The organism is Plantibacter sp. PA-3-X8, assembly GCF_003856975.1.
In the GTDB taxonomy this organism is placed as follows: domain Bacteria; phylum Actinomycetota; class Actinomycetes; order Actinomycetales; family Microbacteriaceae; genus Plantibacter; species Plantibacter auratus.
Window position 1 is genome coordinate 2,863,165 of sequence record NZ_CP033107.1, and the last position, 17,179, is coordinate 2,880,343.

Sequence of the window (17,179 nt, forward strand, 5' to 3'; positions counted from 1 at the left end):
GTTAGGCAAGCCTTGCTAGCCGCGGAGCACCCGCCAGCAGCAAGATTGGTCGGAACGCACGTGAGTGAGCACTCGCCGCCGCCAACGAAGGAGAAGACGATATGTCCACCGTGAACAGCTTCGGGGCGAAAGACACCCTGACTGTCGGGACGACCGACTACGAGATCTATCGCATCGACACGGTGGAGGGTCACGAGAAGCTGCCGTTCAGCCTCAAGGTGCTCCTCGAGAACCTGCTGCGCACCGAGGACGGTGCCAACATCACCGAGGCACACATCCGCGCGATCGGCGACTGGGTTCCGACCGCGGACCCCGACACCGAGATCCAGTTCACCCCGGCTCGCGTCGTCATGCAGGACTTCACCGGCGTGCCGTGCATCGTCGACCTCGCCACCATGCGCGAAGCGGTCGAGGCACTCGGCGGCTCCGCCGACAAGATCAACCCGCTCGCCCCGGCCGAGATGGTCATCGACCACTCGGTCATCGCCGATCTCTTCGGCAGCGAGAACGCGCTCGAGCGCAACGTCGAGCTCGAGTACGAGCGCAACGGCGAGCGGTACCAGTTCCTCCGCTGGGGCCAGACGGCGTTCGACGACTTCAAGGTCGTCCCGCCGGGAACCGGCATCGTGCACCAGGTCAACATCGAGTACCTCGCCCGCGTCACCATGACGCGCGAGGTCGGCGGCGTCCTGCGCGCCTACCCCGACACCTGTGTCGGCACCGACTCGCACACGACCATGGTCAACGGCCTGGGCGTGCTCGGCTGGGGCGTCGGCGGTATCGAGGCGGAGGCCGCCATGCTCGGCCAGCCCGTCTCGATGCTCATCCCGAAGGTCGTCGGCTTCAAGCTGAACGGCTCCATCCCGACGGGTGTCACGGCGACGGACGTCGTCCTCACCATCACCCAGATGCTCCGCAAGCACGGGGTCGTCGGCAAGTTCGTCGAGTTCTACGGAGCAGGCGTCGCCGAGGTGCCGCTCGCGAACCGTGCCACCATCGGCAACATGAGCCCCGAGTTCGGCTCGACGGCCGCCATGTTCCCGATCGACGACGTCACGCTCGACTACCTGCGCCTCACTGGTCGCAGCGACGAGCAGATCGCACTGGTCGAGGCCTACGCCAAGACCCAGAAGCTGTGGCACGACGCCGACCAGGAGCCGGTCTTCAGCGAGTACCTCGAGCTCGACCTCGCCACCGTCGTCCCGTCGATCGCCGGCCCGAAGCGCCCACAGGACCGCATCGAACTGACGGACGCGAAGGCCCAGTTCGAGCGCGACCTCGTCGACTACGCCACGGTCGAGCACGACATCGTCGACCTCGTCGGCGCCGGTTCCTTCCCCGCCTCCGACCCGGCCGGCACCACGCCGCAGGACGAGGACGAGAACAACCACCACCACCACACGCACCGCAGCCACGCTCCGGCATCCCTCTCGAAGCCGACCCAGGTCACCCTCGAGGAGAACGGGGTCGACTTCACCCTCGACCACGGCGCCGTCGCGATCGCCGCGATCACCTCGTGCACCAACACCTCGAACCCGTCGGTCATGCTGGCCGCAGGCCTCCTGGCCCGGAACGCCAGCAAGAAGGGCCTGAAGGCGAAGCCGTGGGTCAAGACCACGCTCGCTCCGGGTTCCAAGGTCGTCACCGACTACTACGCGAAGGCCGGTCTCACCGAGTACCTCGAAGACCTCGGCTTCTACACGGTCGGCTACGGCTGCACGACCTGCATCGGCAACTCCGGTCCGCTGCTCGACGAGATCTCGACCGCCGTCCAGGACAACGACCTCGCCGTCACCGCCGTCCTCTCGGGCAACCGCAACTTCGAGGGCCGGATCAACCCGGACGTCAAGATGAACTACCTGGCGAGCCCGCCGCTCGTCATCGCCTACGCCCTCGCGGGGTCGATGAACTTCGACTTCGAGGTCGACGCCCTGGGTGTCGACGCCGACGGCAACGACATCTTCCTGAAGGACATCTGGCCCGACGCGGCAGAGGTCCAGGACACGATCGACACCTCCATCAACAAGGAGATGTTCGACCACGAGTACAGCGGCGTCTTCGACGGCGACGAGCGCTGGCGTTCGCTCCAGACCCCCGAGGGCTCGACCTTCGAGTGGGACGAGGAGTCGACGTACGTGCGGAAGCCCCCGTACTTCGACGGGATGACCATGGAGACGACCCCCGTCTCCGACATCGTCGGTGCCCGCGTCCTCGCGAAGCTCGGCGACTCGGTCACGACCGACCACATCAGCCCGGCCGGCAACATCAAGGCCGACTCGCCCGCAGGCCGGTACCTCGACGAGCACGGCGTCGGTCGTAAGGACTACAACTCCTACGGCTCGCGCCGCGGCAACCACGAGGTCATGATCCGCGGCACGTTCGCGAACATCCGCCTGAAGAACCAGCTGCTCGACGGCGTGGAGGGCGGCTACACCCGCGACTTCACGCAGGCCGACGCACCGCAGTCGTTCATCTACGACGCGTCGCAGAACTACCAGGCCGAGGGCACGCCCCTCGTCATCTTCGGTGGCAAGGAGTACGGCTCCGGTTCCTCCCGCGACTGGGCGGCCAAGGGCACGAGCCTCCTCGGCGTCAAGGCGGTCATCACCGAGAGCTTCGAGCGCATCCACCGCTCGAACCTCATCGGTATGGGCGTCGTCCCGCTGCAGTTCCCGGAAGGCGAGAGCTGGGCCTCGCTCGGACTCGACGGCACGGAGATCGTGTCGATCGCCGGTCTCGAGGAGCTCAACAACGGCACCACGCCGAAGACGGTCCGCGTGAGCGCCGTCCCGAGCGAGCACTCGGCTCCCGGCAAGGAGCCGGTCGAGTTCGACGCGGTCGTCCGCATCGACACGCCCGGTGAAGCCGACTACTACCGCAACGGCGGCATCCTGCAGTACGTGCTTCGCAGCCTCGTCTGACGACGAGGCTCTACCACCAGGCCGGTCCCGACAGCAACCGTCGGGGCCGGCCTGCGGCGTTCGCCGCCCACCCCGCCCACGACGCGTACACTCGAAAGACGGGCTCCGAGCGATCGGTCGGCCCACGGTGGAGGGACGACAGCATGACAGTGCTCGATCAGGTGAACGGACCCCGGGACCTCGACGGTCTCTCCGAAGCGGAACTCGTCGAACTCGCCGGCGACATCCGCGCCTTCCTCATCGCCAACGTCTCCAAGACCGGCGGACACCTCGGTCCGAACCTCGGCGTCGTCGAACTCACCATCGCGATGCACCGGGTGTTCGACTCCCCGACGGACCCGATGGTGTTCGACACCGGTCACCAGTCCTACGTGCACAAGCTCCTGACCGGCCGCCAGGAGTTCAGTGGGCTCCGGACCCGGGGCGGCCTCGCCGGCTACCCGCAGCGTTCCGAATCCGAGCACGACATCGTCGAGAGTTCGCACGCCTCGAGCTCGCTCAGCTGGGCGGACGGCATCTCCCGCGCCTTCCAGATGACCGGGCAGGACGAGCGCCATGTGGTCGCGGTCGTCGGCGACGGTGCGCTGACGGGCGGCATGACGTGGGAGGCGCTCAACAACATCAGCGACGACAACACCCGCCGGCTCGTCATCATCGTCAACGACAACGGTCGATCGTACGCGCCGACCATCGGCGGTATGGCACGGTTCCTGAGCGGTGTGCGGACCCGCCGGAGCTATCGCGACCTGCGCGAGCGCAGCCAGCGGGCCTTCAACCTCCTCGGCGGTCCGGGACGCGCGCTCTATCGGGGCGTCCGCGGAGGTGCCCACGGGTTCCTGTCCCGCCTCACGAACAACGAGGCGCTCTACTCCAACCTCGACATCAAGTACATCGGGCCGGTCGACGGACACGACATCCACGCGATGGAGGAGGCCCTGACCCAGGCGAAGCACTACGGTGCGCCGGTGATCGTCCACGCGATCACCGAGAAGGGTCGTGGGTTCCAGCCGGCACGGGACGACGACGCCGATCAGTTCCATGCCGTCGGCGTGATCGATCCCGAGACCGGGGAGCCCGTCGGGGCGGCCGCCCGCCCGTCCTGGACGGCCGTGTTCAGCGAGGAGATGCTCGCGGTGGCCGAGGCCGACGACCGCGTCGTGGCCATCACCGCCGCCATGCTGCGACCGGTCGGGCTCCACGCCTTCGCCGAACGCTTCCCCGAGCGCGTGCACGACGTCGGCATCGCCGAGCAGCACGCCTTCACCTCGGCGGCCGGGCTCGCGTTCGGTGGGCTGCACCCGGTGGTGGCCGTGTACGCGACGTTCGTGAACCGCGCCTTCGACCAACTGCTCATGGACGTCGCGCTGCACCGTGCGGGAGTGACGGTCGTCCTCGACCGCGCCGGCGTGACCGGCCCCGACGGACCGAGCCACCACGGCATATGGGACCTCGCGATCCTCCAGGTCGTCCCGGGTATCCGGATCGCGGCGCCGCGCGATGGTGAGCGGCTGCGCGAGGAACTGCGCGAGGCCGTGTCGATCGACGACGCCCCGACCGTCATCCGGTTCCCGAAGGGCAGCGCCCCCGCCGAGCTCCCGGCCGTCGAACGTCTCCACGACGGTGTCGACGTCCTCCGGACGACCGAACAGCCGGACGTCCTCATCGTCGCCGTCGGCCCGATGGCGCCCATCGCGATCGACGTGGCGGACCGGCTCGCCCAGCAGGGCATCGGCGCGACCGTCGTCGACCCCCGCTGGGTGGTCCCCGTCGCCGGATCGCTCGTCGAGCTCGCCGCGGCGCATCGGCTCGTGATCACCATCGAGGACGGCATCCGCGTCGGAGGTATCGGCACCCGCATCAGGCAGACCCTCCGCGAGGCCGGCGTCGACACGGCCGTCGACGAGCTCGGCGTGCCGGACGAGTTCATCGACCACGCGTCCCGCGAGCAGATCCTCGAGGATGCGGGCCTCACAGCGCAGCAGATCGCCCGTGACGTCGTGGCACAGGTCCTCGGCAGCCGGATCCCCGTCGCCCGCCCACTGCCTGACGACCGCGTCGAGCAGGACACGTCTTCGGAGCGGAGCACGACGAGGCCGCACGGCGCCTGACCGCGGGCTGTGACGCGCTTGACTTCGAGTGCACTCGAAGTCGTATCGTGTGGACATGACCACTCTCCACGAGGGCTACGCCATCTCCGACGTCGCCGAACAAACCGGACTGAGCGTCCATACGCTCCGCTACTACGAGCGCGCAGGGCTCATGCCACGTCCGATCGGCCGCAGCTCATCGACGCACCGCCGCTACAGCGAGGGCGACGTGTCCTGGGTCGTGTTCCTGACGAGGCTTCGATCGACGGGCATGCCGATCGCGACGCTCCGCGAGTACACGGAGTTGGCTCAGCGCGGTGACGACACCGCCGAGGCGAGGCTCGAGCTGCTGCTGCGGCATCGGATCTCGTTCCTGGCCCGCCTCGAGGAGATGCAGCAGTCGCTGAAGGTCATCGATCGCAAGATCGAACTCTACACAGAACAGGTGGCAACACGATGAAGCACATCACACTCGGCACAGCGGGACCAGACATCGCCCGGATCGGCCTCGGCTGCATGGGGATGTCGGCGTTCTACACCGGTGCCGCCCTCGACGATGCGGCGTCGACCGCGACGATCCACCGTGCCCTGGACCTCGGCGTCACCTTCTTCGACACCGCTGAGATGTACGGTCCCTACCTCAACGAGGAACTGCTCGGAGCTGCACTCGGGTCACGCCGGGACGAGGTGACCCTCGCGACCAAGTTCGGGACGATCCGCAATTCCAGTGACGGACAGTTCGGCGCCGATGGCAGCGCCGCGAACGTGCGCCTGTCGATCGAGGGATCGCTGCGCCGGCTCGGGACCGACGTCGTGGACCTCTACTACCTCCACCGCGTGGATCCGGGCGTGCCCATCGAGGAGACGGTGGGTGCACTCTCGGAGCTCGTCACCGAGGGCAAGATCCGGTACATCGGTCTGTCGGAGGCGGCTCCGGACACGATCCGGCGTGCACACGCCGTGCACCCGATCACGGCTCTGCAGACGGAGTACTCGCTCTGGAGCCGCGACCCCGAGGCGGAGATCCTGCCGACCGTCCGTGAGTTGGGCATCGGCTTCGTCCCGTACTCGCCGCTCGGTCGTGGGTTCCTCACCGGCACGATCCGATCGCTCGACGTGCTCGACGAAACCGACTTCCGTCGCGCCAACCCGCGCTTCACGGGGGACAACCTCGCTGCGAACATCGCGATCGTCGAAGAGGTCGACCGGATCGCCGCGTCGCTCGATGCGACACCGGCCCAGGTGGCGCTCGCCTGGTTGCTGGCCCAGGGTGACGACATCGCGCCGATCCCCGGCACGAAGCGGATCCCGTACCTCGAGGAGAACCTCGGCGCCGACGAGCTCTCCCTGTCGGCCGACGCGCTCGCTCGACTCGACGCACTCCGTCTCCCGGCCGGCGACCGGTATCCGGACATGAGCACCGTCAACCGCTGAGCTCCGGCATGCGCTGAGGGCCGGCGTCGCTCGAGGTCCAACGACGAGAGCGGGGTGCCGTCCACCAATGGTGGAGGACACCCCGCTCTCGCGACACCGCGCGGACTACGCCTGGACGCCCTGGATGGGCGGGTGGTGGAAGGTGTCGCCGAAGGCACGCTCGCTCGCACCGACGCGGTCCAGGTACGGCGTCGCTCCGCCGTCCTGGAACGGCCAACCCGCACCGAGGATGAGGCCGAGGTCGATGTCCTGGGCGGCTGAGACGACGCCCTCGTCCAACATGAGCTTGATCTCCGAGGCGAGGCCGTCCTCGACCCGTCGCAGGATCTCGTCCTCGCTGAGCGGGCTGTCGCCGGTGACGAGCACCTTCTGGGCCTGCTTCGTGAAGCCGGTCACCTTGCCGCCCTTGTCCTTCTCGACCACCGAGTCCAGGCCGGCGAGCCGGTGGAGGTTCTCCGACGCGAAGAACCGGTCGGGGAACTTCCCGACCATCGTGTCCTGCACGTGCGCGGCGACCTTCCAACCGACGAGGTCGATGAGCTGGAAGGGCGTCATCGGCAGGCCGATGGGCGCGAAGGCACGTTCGACCGTCAGCAGCGGGGTGCCGGCGTCCAGGGCGTGCGCCGCCTCACCCATGACCTTCGCCAGGAGCCGGTTGACGATGAAGCCGGGAGCGTCTGCGGTGAGGATGGCGCTCTTCTTCAGCTTCGCCGCGGTGGCGAAGGCTGTCGCGAGCGTCTCGTCGTCCGTCTGGGGTGTACGGACGACCTCGAGCAACGGCATGACGGCGACCGGGTTGAAGAAGTGGAAGCCGACGAGCCGCTCGGGGTGCGCGAGCTTCGCCCCGATCTCCTCGACGGAGAGCGAGGAGGTGTTCGTCGCGAGGACCGTCTGCTCCGAGACGTACTGCTCCACCTCGGCGAACACGCTCTGCTTGACGCCGACCTCTTCGAAGACGGCCTCGATGACCCAGTCGCAGTCCGCGAAGTCGGCCTTGTCCGTGGTGCCGGACAGGAGCGCCTTCAGGCGGTTCGACTCGTCGGGGGAGATGCGGCCCTTCCCGCGGAGCGTGTCGATCTCGCCGTGGATCCGGGCGACGCCGGCGTCGACGTGGCCCTGGTCGAGGTCGGTGATGACCACCGGCACCTGGAGTCGCCGGAGGAAGAGCAGCGCGAACTGGCTCGCCATGAGCCCGGCCCCGATGATGCCGACCTTGGTGACCCGACGGGCGAGCTGCTTGTCGGGCGCTCCTGCAGGGCGCTTGGCGCGCTTCTGCACGAGATCGAACGCGTACATGCTCGCCTGGAACTGGTCGCCGACGATGAGCTCGGACAGCGCCCGGTCCTCCCGCTCGAACCCCTGTGCCTTCGTGCCGCTGCGGGCGGCCTCGAGCAGGTCGAGGGCTGCGTAGGGCGACTTCGCGACCGTGCCGATCTTGCTCTCGAGCATCTTGCGGGCGGTGCTGATCGCGAGCGGCCACTTGATCGTCCGCTCCACCTTGCCCGGCACGTTCTTGCGCTGCACGGTCACGGTGCCACCGAGCACCCCGTCGGCCCAGCGCAACGAGTCCTCGAGGAAGTTGGCGGCGGGGAACATGACGTCGGCGATTCCGTAGGCGAGCGCGTCCTGCGCCTTGAGCATCCGGTTGTTCTTGAGCGGGTTGGAGATGACGACGTTGAGTGCGTTCTCGATGCCGATCAGGTTCGGGAGCAGGTAGGCGCCGCCCCAGCCCGGGATGAGTCCGAGGAACACCTCGGGGAGCGCGATCGCTGGCGCCGAGGCGTCGACGGTCCGGTAGTTCGCGTTGAGGCCGATTTCGAGTCCGCCACCGAGCGCGAGTCCGTTGATGAAGACGAAGGTCGGTACGCCGAGGTCCTCGAGCTTGCCGAAGACATGGTGGCCGAGCTGCGCGAGCTTGGTCGCGACCTCACGGGACGGGATGTCGCCGACCTTGCTCAGATCGGCGCCGGCCGCCAGGATGAACGGCTTGCCCGTGATGGCGACGCCGTCGATCTCGCCGGATGCGGCACGGGTCCGTTGCGCCTCGAGGACGCCGTCGAGCTCGAGCAGCGTGACCGGGCCGAGCGTGTTCGGCCTCGTGTGGTCGCGTCCGTTGTCGAGGGTGATGAGCGCGATCGTGCGCCCGCTCGCCGTGGTGACGTCCTTGACGAAGGAGCGCGTCACGACCTCGTCGTCGCCGCTGATCGTGACGAGTTCCGAGAAGTCGATGGTCGTGTAGTCGGTCATCTACTTGCGTCCCTTCTTGCCGGTGAAGTACGGGTTCTCCCAGATCACGGTGCCGCCCTGGCCGAGGCCGACGCACATCGCCGTGAGGCCGTAGCGCACCTCGGGGTGCTCGGCGAACTGCGCCGCGAGCTGGATCATGAGTCGGACGCCGGAGGCTGCGAGCGGGTGCCCGACGGCGATCGCGCCACCCCACGGGTTCACCCGCGGGTCCTCGTCGTCGATGCCGAAGTGGTCGAGGAAGGAGAGCACCTGGATGGCGAAGGCCTCGTTCAGTTCGAACAGACCGATGTCCTCGATCGACAGACCGGCCTTCCGCAGAGCCTTCTCCGTGGAGGGGACGGGACCGATGCCCATGATCTCGGGCTCGACGCCCGCGAACGCGAAGCTGACGAGGCGCATCTTCGGCGTGAGACCGAGCTCCTTCGCCGTCGAGGCACTGGCGAGCAGACTCACCGTGGCGCCGTCGGTCAGCGGCGAGGCATTGCCTGCGGTGACACGGCCGTGGGGCCGGAACGGCGTCTTCAGTCCGGCGAGCCCCTCCATCGTGGTCTCGGGCCGGAGCCCTTCGTCGCCGGTGGCGAGTCCCCATCCGCTGTCGCTCCGGAGCGCGACCGGGACGAGGTCGGGCTGGATCCGTCCGGCCTCGTAGGCGGCCGCGACCTTCTGCTGGCTGCGCATGCCGAAGCGGTCGGAGCGTTCCTTCGTGAGCTGCGGGAACCGGTCGTGGATGCGCTCGGCCGTCTTGCCCATGTTCAGCGCGTCCTCACTGACGAGGCGCTCGGCGAGGAACCGCGGGTTCGGGTCGGCGTCCAGCCCCATGGGGTGACGTCCCATGTGCTCGACGCCACCGGCGAGGACGAGGTCGTAGGCACCGAATGCGATGCCGCTGCCAAGCGTCGTGACCGAGGTCATCGCTCCGGCGCACATGCGGTCGATCGCGAATCCGGGGACGGACTTCGGGAGGCCGGCGAGCAGCGCGGCGGTGCGGCCGAGCGTGAGCCCCTGGTCGCCCTGCTGGGTCGTCGCCGCGATGGCGACCTCGTCGATGCGGTCGAGCGGCAGACCAGGATGACGTTCGAGCAGTCCGATGATCGCCTTGACGATCAGGTCGTCAGCCCGGGTGTTCCAATACATGCCCTTTTCGCCGGCTCGTCCGAACGGTGTCCGGACTCCATCAACGAATACGACGTCGGCTTGTTCGGCCACGTTGCCTCCTCATTCTCGGGGTACGCCCCGATCCTAGGCGGCAGACACGGGTGGACACCCGGGTGCAGCGCTTCCTACGAAGCGTCCGGGTCAGGCTCCGCCGGGGATTGGGCCGACTCGACAAAGGCGTCGGTGATCGCCCGGGCGGTCGCGTCGATCTGCCAGGGGCGTGCCTCGTGCTCGGCGAGTGCCGCGGCGACCGTCTCGACGGTGAGCGGTTCGGGCGGCGTCCAGGCCAGTCGGCGCAGCGTCTCCGGCGTGAGCAGGTTCTCGACCGGCATCGTCAGGAACTCCGCCGTCGCGAGGATCTTCGTCCGTGCCGCGGTGTACCTGGCGTGCGCGTCCGGGTTCTTGTCGGACCAGCTGCGCGGGGGTGGCAGCGTGTCGCTCGCCGGTCGGGCACCGGGGAGGTCCTCGGTGGTCTGGCCGGTGTGGATCGCGTTCCACCAGAGGTCGAGTTCGGTGCGGCTCGCGCGCCCACGGAAGTCCGAGAGCGCTGCGAGGTCGCGCTTCGAGCCGGGGTTGGCCTTCGCGGCCGCGGTGATCGAGGCGTCGGGGATGAGCCGCCCGGGGGCGGTGTCGCGGCGCTGCGCGAGTTCGTCACGCGCGACCCAGAGCTCGCGAGCGACGGCGAGGTTGCGTTGTCCGCGCACGGCGTGGAGTCCGGAGAGGCGGCGCCAGGGCTCGGCGCGGGGTGCCTTCGCCTCTCGGGCGAGCGTCGCCTGGAACTCCTGGCGCGCGATGTCGCTCTTCCCGGCGTCCTCGATGCGGGCGGCCAGTTCCTCCGCGGCGTCGACGAGCAACTCGACGTCGAGCGCCGCGTATTCGAGCCAGGAGGCGGGGAGCGGGCGGGTCGACCAGTCGGCGGCGGAGTGCTCTTTCGCCAGATGGATGCCCAACAGTTCCTCGACCACTGCGCCGAGCCCGACACGCGGCAGCCCGAGCAGACGGGCCCCCAGCTCGGTGTCGAAGAGCTCGCTCGGGTCGATGCCCACTTCGCGCAGACAGGCGAGGTCCTGGCTGGCCGCGTGCAGGATCGAGCGTTCACCCTGGATCAGGGCGCCGAGTTCGGCCATGGAGCCGATGGCGGGCGGGTCGTAGAGGAAGACCCCGGCACCGCGACGGTAGACCTGGATGAGGTAGGCGCGCTGGGAGTACCGGTAACCCGACGCGCGTTCGGCGTCGAGCGCGAACGGTCCGTGACCCGCGGCGAGCACCTCGAGTGAGGCGAGGTAGGCCTCGCGGGTGTCGGTGACGACCCGTGGTGCGGTGGGCGCGGGCGGGGGGAGGAGCGGTGCTGATTCGGGCGCCGCGTCACTCACGGTGAGCTCGTTTGACGGACAACAGGGAGACCCCTTCGGTGGTCGGAGGCAAGCCGGCGAGCATGCACAGCAGCTCTCCCCATCCTTCCACGTGCGCCGCGACGTCGCTCTCCAGCGGTGTCCACGACGCTCGAAGCTCGATCTGTGCGCCGTCGCCCTGCCGGGCGAGCTCCCCGAAACCACTCGAGATGATCTTCGTCGCGGTGCCGGACGCCGCCTGGTAGGAGGCGCCGCGGGTGTCGAGGGCGTCCACGAGCCAGGACCAGGCGACCTCGGCAAGGAACGGGTCGAGTCCGATCTCGGTCTCCAGGGGGGCCTGGGCGAAGCAGACGACGCGGAAGCGTCCACCCCAGGCGTCAGAGCCGTCCGGGTCGTAGAGGAGGACGAACCGCCCCGTACCGAGGTCGGAGTCAGCATCGTGGCGACTCGGTGAGACGTCGGCCGCGAGGGCGATGGCGAACGGCGCGAGATTGCTCGGCGCGGGGATCTCCGTGACTCTCAGATCGGGCCGGACGGCTGCAGCGCGAACAGCGTCCACCGCTCGGGCGAACTCTTCGGGAACCTTTGCCGTCGTCGGACTCTCTACCACGAGTGAAGACTAGAGTTACATCCCGATGAATGGGCAGAGGCACGCCGGGCGGAGACGCGGACCCGGGTCGCAGGCAGGCGGTCGAGGAGCGGCGAGCACCGGCATTCGACGGCGGGGTTCAGCGACGGATGCGATCGTCATCGCCGGTGGAGCCGCTGCCGCCGTCGGCGCCCTCGGGCTCGCCGTCGTCGCGACCATCGCCCGCAAGGTGGTGGTCCCGGCTCGGGACCGCCCGAGTGAGGCTCGCATCGTCGGGTTGGACCGTGCTGGCGGGACGGTCGAACTCGTCGCGTCCCCGGACACGATCGTCCCCGGCCGCTACGGCAGCTGGGTGACGAGACGTGCCGCGTACGTGCAGCTGGGCGACATCCTCGAGGTACGGCAGCACACCGTGGTCCGGACCCTCCTCGGCGGCGACGTCGACGCACTCCGCGTCGGTCAGGAGGCCGAGTTCAGCGGCTGGTTCTTCCGCCGCCCGGAGGAGCTGGGCCTCGCCCACGAGGACGTGCTCGTACCGACCCCACTCGGGCCGGCGCCGGCGTGGGCGATCCACCCGGAGGGCGGACCGTCCACCCGCTGGGCCGTCCTGGTGCACGGCCGGGGGACCACGCGATCCGAGGCGCTCCGAGCGGTGCCGAGCTTCCGCAACGCCGGATACTCGTGCCTGCTCGTCTCCTACCGCAACGACGGCGACGCTCCGCCCGCGCTGGACTTCCGCTACGCGCTCGGCGACGAGGAGTGGCGCGACGTGGACGCCGCGATCGGCTGGGTGCGTGAACAGGGCGCCGCCGACGTCGTACTCATGGGCTGGTCCATGGGCGGAGCGATCGTGCTCCAGGCCTCACGGCGGACGACGCACCCCGAACTCCTCCGGGCCGTCGCGCTCGATTCGCCGGTCATCGACTGGGTGGACGTCCTGCAGCACCAGGCCCGCGAGAACCGGATCCCGAGCGTGGTCGGTCGGGTCGCCCTGCTCGCCATCAGCCGCCGGTGGGGACGCCTTCTGACCGGGCAGGCGACGAGCATCGACCTCGGTCGGCTCGACTACGTCGCCAACGCCGCCGACCTCGCCTTGCCGATCCTGCTGATGCACAGTGACGACGACGGCTACGTCCCGGCAGGGCCGTCGCGGGCGCTCGCCCTCGCACGACCGGACATCGTGACGTTCGTGCCGTTCACCGTCGCCCGTCACACGAAGCTCTGGAACTACGACCCGGAGCGTTGGACCGCCGCGGTCTCGGACTGGCTCGACGAGCTCGTGCCGCTACCGCCCGGGCACTGACCGACGGGCCGACGACTCAGGCGAGTTCGCGGAGGCGGCGCTTCGTCCGGCCGAGCAGCGCCGACATCCCACGCAGTCGCAGTGGCGACACCGCTCGGGAGAGTCCGATCATCTGCGGGAAGTCGTCGGGGACGGCGAGCACCTCGTCGACGGTGAGTCCGGCGAGCCCCTGGACGAGGATGCTCGCGAACCCACGAGTGGTCGGCGCTTCCTCGGGGGCCGTCGCGAACAGGTGCACGATGCCGTCCTCGTCGACCTCGACGAAGAAGAACACGGGCGCCTGGCACTCGAGCACCCGCTCCATCAGATCGGGGTGGTCGCGGTAGCGCTCCGGGAGGTCCGGCAGCTCGTCGCTGAATTCGAGGAGCAGCTGCAGCCGTGAGCGTTCCTCGACGGCGAGGAACTCATCTCGGATCTCGGCGAGGTTCGGGGCGAGGAGGGAATCGGTCATGGTCACTCCAGTATCGCAGCCAGGAACAGCGGACCGACCTCCCGCACAGTGCAGCCGTGCGGAAGGGCGGTGGGTGGACGAGTTCAGCGCGTCGGTGCGTCGCCCGGCTCGGCACCCTGGACGATCGGCACGCGCACGGCGCTACCCCATTCCGTCCAGGACCCGTCGTAGTTGCGGACGTTGTCGAACCCGAGCAGGTGCTGCAGGACGAACCACGTGTGGCTCGACCGCTCGCCGATGCGGCAGTAGGCGATCACCTCGTCGCCCTCGGCGAGGCCTGCGCCGTCGCGGTAGATCGCGTCCAGCTCCTCGGCCGGCCGGAAGGTGCCGTCGTCGGCGACCGCCTTGCCCCACGGGACGCTCTGCGCACTCGGGATGTGACCGGCGCGGAGCGCACCCTCTTCGGGGTAGGCGGGCGCCGTGGTGCGTTCACCGCTGTACTCCTCGGGGGAGCGGACGTCGATGAGCGGCTTGCCGAGGTGGGCGAGCACGTCGTCCTTGTAGGCGCGGAGGGCCGAGTCGTCGCGCTCCACCACGGGGTACTCGACGGCTTCGCGCTCCGTGGCATCGCGGGTGATCGCCCGGCCGTCCGCGATCCACTTGTCGCGTCCACCGTCGAGCAGCCGGACGTCCTCGTGTCCGAAGAGGCTGAAGACCCACAGGGCGTAGGCGGCCCACCAGTTGTTCTTGTCGCCGTAGATGACGACGGTGTCCTCTCGCGAGATCCCCTTGGATCCGAGCAGTGCGGCGAAGGCGGCTCCGTCGATGTAGTCGCGCTCGACCGGGTCGTTGAGGTCGGTGTGCCAGTCGACTTTCACCGAGCCGGGGATGTGGCCGGTCTCGTAGAGGAGGACGTCCTCATCGGACTCGACGACGACGAGACCGGGTTCACCCAGGTGTGCTTCGAGCCACTCCGCCGTGACGAGGCGCTCGGGGTGGGCGTAGGCGGTGAACTTGGTCGAGGTCGAATCGGCGTCGACGGTCATGGGTACCTCCGGTCGTGCAGCTGGCTGCGGTGGGGCTCGGGTGTCGTGCATCTAGGCTGGAAGCCTGTCCCTTCGACAGTACGCCGTCCGCACCACCGAACCGCACCGATGCGTCAGACGCCGTAACCCCAGCACCCATGCAGAGCCAGAGGTTTGCCGTGACCACGCCTTCCGTCCCGACCGGATTCCGCAGCCTCACCGACCGTGTCCCCACGGTCAGTGGTGCCGAGATCGTCGCGAGCCTGACGCCACCCCGGCAGTTCGAACAGGCGAGCTTCGACTCGTACCGTCCGGATCCCGACTTCCCGGGCCAGGCGGCCGCGGTCGAGAAGCTCCGCGGCTTCTTCGCGCCCCAGGCCGGTGGCGGTGGCGGCTTCTTCGGACGGCGGAAGCCCAAGGCACCGGCGGCCAAGCCGGGCATCTACCTGGACGGTGGCTTCGGCGTCGGCAAGACGCACCTCCTCGCGGCGCTCTGGCACGATGCACCCGGTCGGAAGAAGTACTTCGGCACCTTCATCGAGTACACGGCCCTCGTCGGTGCGCTCGGCTACGCGGCGGCGGTCGCGCAGCTGACGGGCGCGACGCTCATCTGCATCGACGAGTTCGAGCTCGACGACCCGGGGGACACGATGGTCATGACCCGACTGCTCGGTGAACTCGTCGCGACCGGAACGAGGATCGCGGCTACCTCCAACACGCCGCCGAACGCCCTGGGGGAGGGCCGCTTCGCCGCAGCCGACTTCCTCCGCGAGATCCAGGCGATGAGCGCCAACTTCGAGACCCTCCGCATCGACGGCACCGACTACCGCCGCCGCAGCATCGAGGGACACGCCGTGGTGAGCTCCGAGGAGCGTTTCGACGCCCGTACCGCGGAGGCGGCGGCCGCCGACCGAGATGTCACGGTCGACACCTTCGACGGTCTCATCACCCACCTCGCCGCCGTCCACCCTTCACGGTTCATCGGACTCCTCGACGGCGTCGACCTGATCGCGCTCCGCGATGTCCACGAGTTGACCGACCAGGGCCAGGCGCTCCGGCTCGTCGCGTTCATCGACCGGGTGTACGACGCACAGATCCCCGTGGTCACGACCGGCACGGCCCTCGACGAGGTGTTCGGCGGAGACATGCTCAACGGTGGATACCGCAAGAAGTACCTGCGCGCGATGTCGCGCATGATCGCCCTCACCTCGATGGACTGACCCGTCGCACCGGGTCACGAAACACGCTGTTTACCTGGGCGGCACTCGCGTAACACATCGGAAACACGCTGACAGTCGTGCGGAAACCTCCGTTCCGCAGACTGGTCGCTGCACCGAGTCGGACGGCGAGACCGAGCTCAGCCAGTCCTCACCATCTCGGGCACCCGTTGCAAGACCACGATGTGTGAGGAAGATCCAATGGATACAGGCAGTATCGCTTGGGGAGTCACGGCAACCGCTCTGGTGCTGTTCATGACCCCCGGCGTCGCATTCTTCTACGGCGGCCTCGTGAAGGCGAAGAGCGTCGTCAGCATGATGATGATGAGCTTCGGCGCACTGGGCCTGATCAGCGTGCTGTGGATCCTCTACGGCTTCAACATGTCGGCCGTCGGCAGCCCGCTGGAGTTCGCAGGCAACCCGTTCTCCGACTTCGGGATGACCGCCCTCGCGAGCGGCGAAACCGCGAACACCGACCTGGTGGGGGCGACCTATGGCGCCACCTTCGCGATCATCACGATCGCGCTGATCTCCGGCGCCATCGCCGACCGCGCGAAGTTCGGCTCCTGGATGATCTTCGCCGGCCTCTTCGCGACCATCGCGTACTTCCCGATCGCCGCGTGGGTCTGGGGCGGCGGCTGGATCATGAACCTCGGCACCACGCTGTTCGGTGAGGATGCCGGCATCGGCGTCATCGACTACGCGGGTGGAACCGCGGTGCACATCAACGCCGGAGCCGCAGCACTCGCCCTCGCCCTGGTGCTCGGCAAGCGCATCGGCTTCCAGAAGGGCATCACGAAGCCGCACAACGTGCCGCTCACCCTCCTCGGAGCCGCCATCCTGTGGTTCGGCTGGTTCGGCTTCAACGCCGGCGCCGAGTGGCTGAACGAGCTCGCGAACGTCGGACTCATCGTCGTCAACACCGTCGGGGCCACCGCTGCCGCCATCATCGGCTGGATCGTCGTCGAGAAGTTCAAGGACGGCAAGGCGACCTCGGTGGGCGCCGCCTCCGGTGCCGTCGCTGGTCTCGTCGCCATCACCCCGGCGTGTGCGAACCTGACTCCGGGTTGGGCGCTGCTCCTCGGCATCGTGGCCGGCGCCGTCTGCGCCATCGCCGTCGAGCTGAAGTTCAAGCTCGGCTTCGACGACTCCCTCGACGTCGTGGGCATCCACCTCGTCGGTGGCCTCATCGGCACCCTGTACCTCGGCTTCTTCGCGACCGAGACCGGCCTCTTCGTCGGCGGCGGCATCGAGCAGCTTGCGGTCCAGGCCATCGCCGCCTTCGCCGTCCTCGTCTACTCCTTCATCGTGGCCTTCGTCATCGGCTTCGCGATCGAGAAGACGATCGGCTTCCGCGTCAAGAACGAGGACGAGATCGCCGGCGTCGACACCTCCGTGCACGGCGAAGAGGGGTACGCCCTCGTCGACTGACCTCGACCGCCTCTGCTTCGCCGAACG

13 protein-coding genes are annotated in these 17,179 nt (G+C 68.6%); 7 read left to right on the top strand and 6 right to left on the bottom strand.

Annotation, left to right across the window (positions count from 1 at the left end; all coding sequences use genetic code 11):
- Positions 1-101 precede the first annotated feature (101 nt).
- The 4 genes from EAO79_RS13535 (at position 102) to EAO79_RS13550 (ending at position 6,442) form a co-directional block, all read left to right on the top strand.
- On the top strand, positions 102-2,921 hold the full coding sequence (locus EAO79_RS13535; protein ID WP_124769307.1) for an aconitate hydratase: 2,820 nt from the start codon (positions 102-104) through the stop codon (positions 2,919-2,921).
- A gap of 143 nt (positions 2,922-3,064) precedes the next feature.
- Complete coding sequence (gene dxs / locus EAO79_RS13540; protein WP_124769308.1) at positions 3,065-5,029, top strand: 1-deoxy-D-xylulose-5-phosphate synthase; 1,965 nt, start codon at positions 3,065-3,067, stop codon at positions 5,027-5,029.
- A 55-nt stretch (positions 5,030-5,084) separates the two neighbouring features.
- Positions 5,085-5,468, top strand: coding sequence for a MerR family transcriptional regulator (locus EAO79_RS13545; protein WP_124769309.1), 384 nt, complete (start codon positions 5,085-5,087; stop codon positions 5,466-5,468).
- On the top strand, positions 5,465-6,442 hold the full coding sequence (locus EAO79_RS13550; protein ID WP_124769310.1) for an aldo/keto reductase: 978 nt from the start codon (positions 5,465-5,467) through the stop codon (positions 6,440-6,442). The genes EAO79_RS13545 and EAO79_RS13550 overlap by 4 nt, the downstream gene beginning before the upstream one ends.
- Positions 6,443-6,547: 105 nt before the next feature.
- Here the strand turns inward: EAO79_RS13550 and EAO79_RS13555 are convergent, their stop codons facing one another.
- The 4 genes from EAO79_RS13555 to EAO79_RS13570 form a co-directional block, all read right to left on the bottom strand.
- Positions 6,548-8,689 carry a 3-hydroxyacyl-CoA dehydrogenase NAD-binding domain-containing protein gene (locus EAO79_RS13555; protein WP_124769311.1) on the bottom strand — a complete coding sequence of 714 codons (2,142 nt, stop codon included), beginning with the start codon at positions 8,687-8,689 and terminating at the stop codon, positions 6,548-6,550.
- Positions 8,690-9,895, bottom strand: coding sequence for a thiolase family protein (locus EAO79_RS13560; protein ID WP_124769312.1), 1,206 nt, complete (start codon positions 9,893-9,895; stop codon positions 8,690-8,692). It abuts the gene before it with no gap.
- A gap of 74 nt (positions 9,896-9,969) precedes the next feature.
- Entirely contained in the window at positions 9,970-11,217 is a 1,248-nt protein-coding gene (locus EAO79_RS13565) for an HRDC domain-containing protein (RefSeq protein ID WP_124769313.1), read from the bottom strand.
- A complete protein-coding gene (locus EAO79_RS13570) occupies positions 11,210-11,806 on the bottom strand; it encodes a DUF3000 domain-containing protein (RefSeq protein ID WP_079002473.1) in 597 nt (198 codons plus the stop codon). The genes EAO79_RS13565 and EAO79_RS13570 overlap by 8 nt, the downstream gene beginning before the upstream one ends.
- A gap of 25 nt (positions 11,807-11,831) precedes the next feature.
- On the opposite strand from EAO79_RS13570, the gene EAO79_RS13575 reads away from it, so the two are divergent.
- Entirely contained in the window at positions 11,832-13,088 is a 1,257-nt protein-coding gene (locus EAO79_RS13575) for a S9 family peptidase (RefSeq protein WP_124769314.1), read from the top strand.
- 16 nt (positions 13,089-13,104) lie between these two features.
- Here the strand turns inward: EAO79_RS13575 and EAO79_RS13580 are convergent, their stop codons facing one another.
- Together EAO79_RS13580 and EAO79_RS13585 are read right to left on the bottom strand one after the other, a co-directional pair.
- Complete coding sequence (locus tag EAO79_RS13580) at positions 13,105-13,539, bottom strand: SufE family protein (RefSeq protein ID WP_071260092.1); 435 nt, start codon at positions 13,537-13,539, stop codon at positions 13,105-13,107.
- Between the two features lie 83 nt (positions 13,540-13,622).
- The gene (locus EAO79_RS13585) at positions 13,623-14,525 is read right to left on the bottom strand and encodes a sulfurtransferase (RefSeq protein ID WP_124769315.1); all 903 of its coding nucleotides are present in this window, start codon (positions 14,523-14,525) and stop codon (positions 13,623-13,625) included.
- Between the two features lie 137 nt (positions 14,526-14,662).
- Here EAO79_RS13585 and zapE point away from each other — a divergent pair, with 137 nt between their 5' ends.
- Positions 14,663-15,724: a cell division protein ZapE gene (gene zapE, locus EAO79_RS13590; protein ID WP_079705894.1), complete on the top strand. Its 1,062-nt coding sequence runs from the start codon at positions 14,663-14,665 to the stop codon at positions 15,722-15,724.
- Between the two features lie 198 nt (positions 15,725-15,922).
- Positions 15,923-17,152 (top strand): ammonium transporter, encoded by a 1,230-nt coding sequence (locus tag EAO79_RS13595; RefSeq protein ID WP_064293796.1) that lies wholly within the window; start codon positions 15,923-15,925, stop codon positions 17,150-17,152.
- Positions 17,153-17,179 lie beyond the last annotated feature (27 nt).

What these genes read in the sequence shown, in the direction of transcription:
- EAO79_RS13535 (WP_124769307.1), top strand. Translation starts at nt 102, where the DNA reads ATGTCCACCGTGAACAGCTTCGGGGCGAAAGACACCCTGACTGTCGGG.
- dxs (WP_124769308.1), top strand. Translation starts at nt 3,065, where the DNA reads ATGACAGTGCTCGATCAGGTGAACGGACCCCGGGACCTCGACGGTCTC.
- EAO79_RS13545 (WP_124769309.1), top strand. Translation starts at nt 5,085, where the DNA reads ATGACCACTCTCCACGAGGGCTACGCCATCTCCGACGTCGCCGAACAA.
- EAO79_RS13550 (WP_124769310.1), top strand. Translation starts at nt 5,465, where the DNA reads ATGAAGCACATCACACTCGGCACAGCGGGACCAGACATCGCCCGGATC.
- EAO79_RS13555 (WP_124769311.1), bottom strand. Translation starts at nt 8,689, where the DNA reads ATGACCGACTACACGACCATCGACTTCTCGGAACTCGTCACGATCAGC.
- EAO79_RS13575 (WP_124769314.1), top strand. Translation starts at nt 11,832, where the DNA reads ATGAATGGGCAGAGGCACGCCGGGCGGAGACGCGGACCCGGGTCGCAG.
- EAO79_RS13580 (WP_071260092.1), bottom strand. Translation starts at nt 13,539, where the DNA reads ATGACCGATTCCCTCCTCGCCCCGAACCTCGCCGAGATCCGAGATGAG.
- EAO79_RS13585 (WP_124769315.1), bottom strand. Translation starts at nt 14,525, where the DNA reads ATGACCGTCGACGCCGATTCGACCTCGACCAAGTTCACCGCCTACGCC.
- zapE (WP_079705894.1), top strand. Translation starts at nt 14,663, where the DNA reads ATGCAGAGCCAGAGGTTTGCCGTGACCACGCCTTCCGTCCCGACCGGA.
- EAO79_RS13595 (WP_064293796.1), top strand. Translation starts at nt 15,923, where the DNA reads ATGGATACAGGCAGTATCGCTTGGGGAGTCACGGCAACCGCTCTGGTG.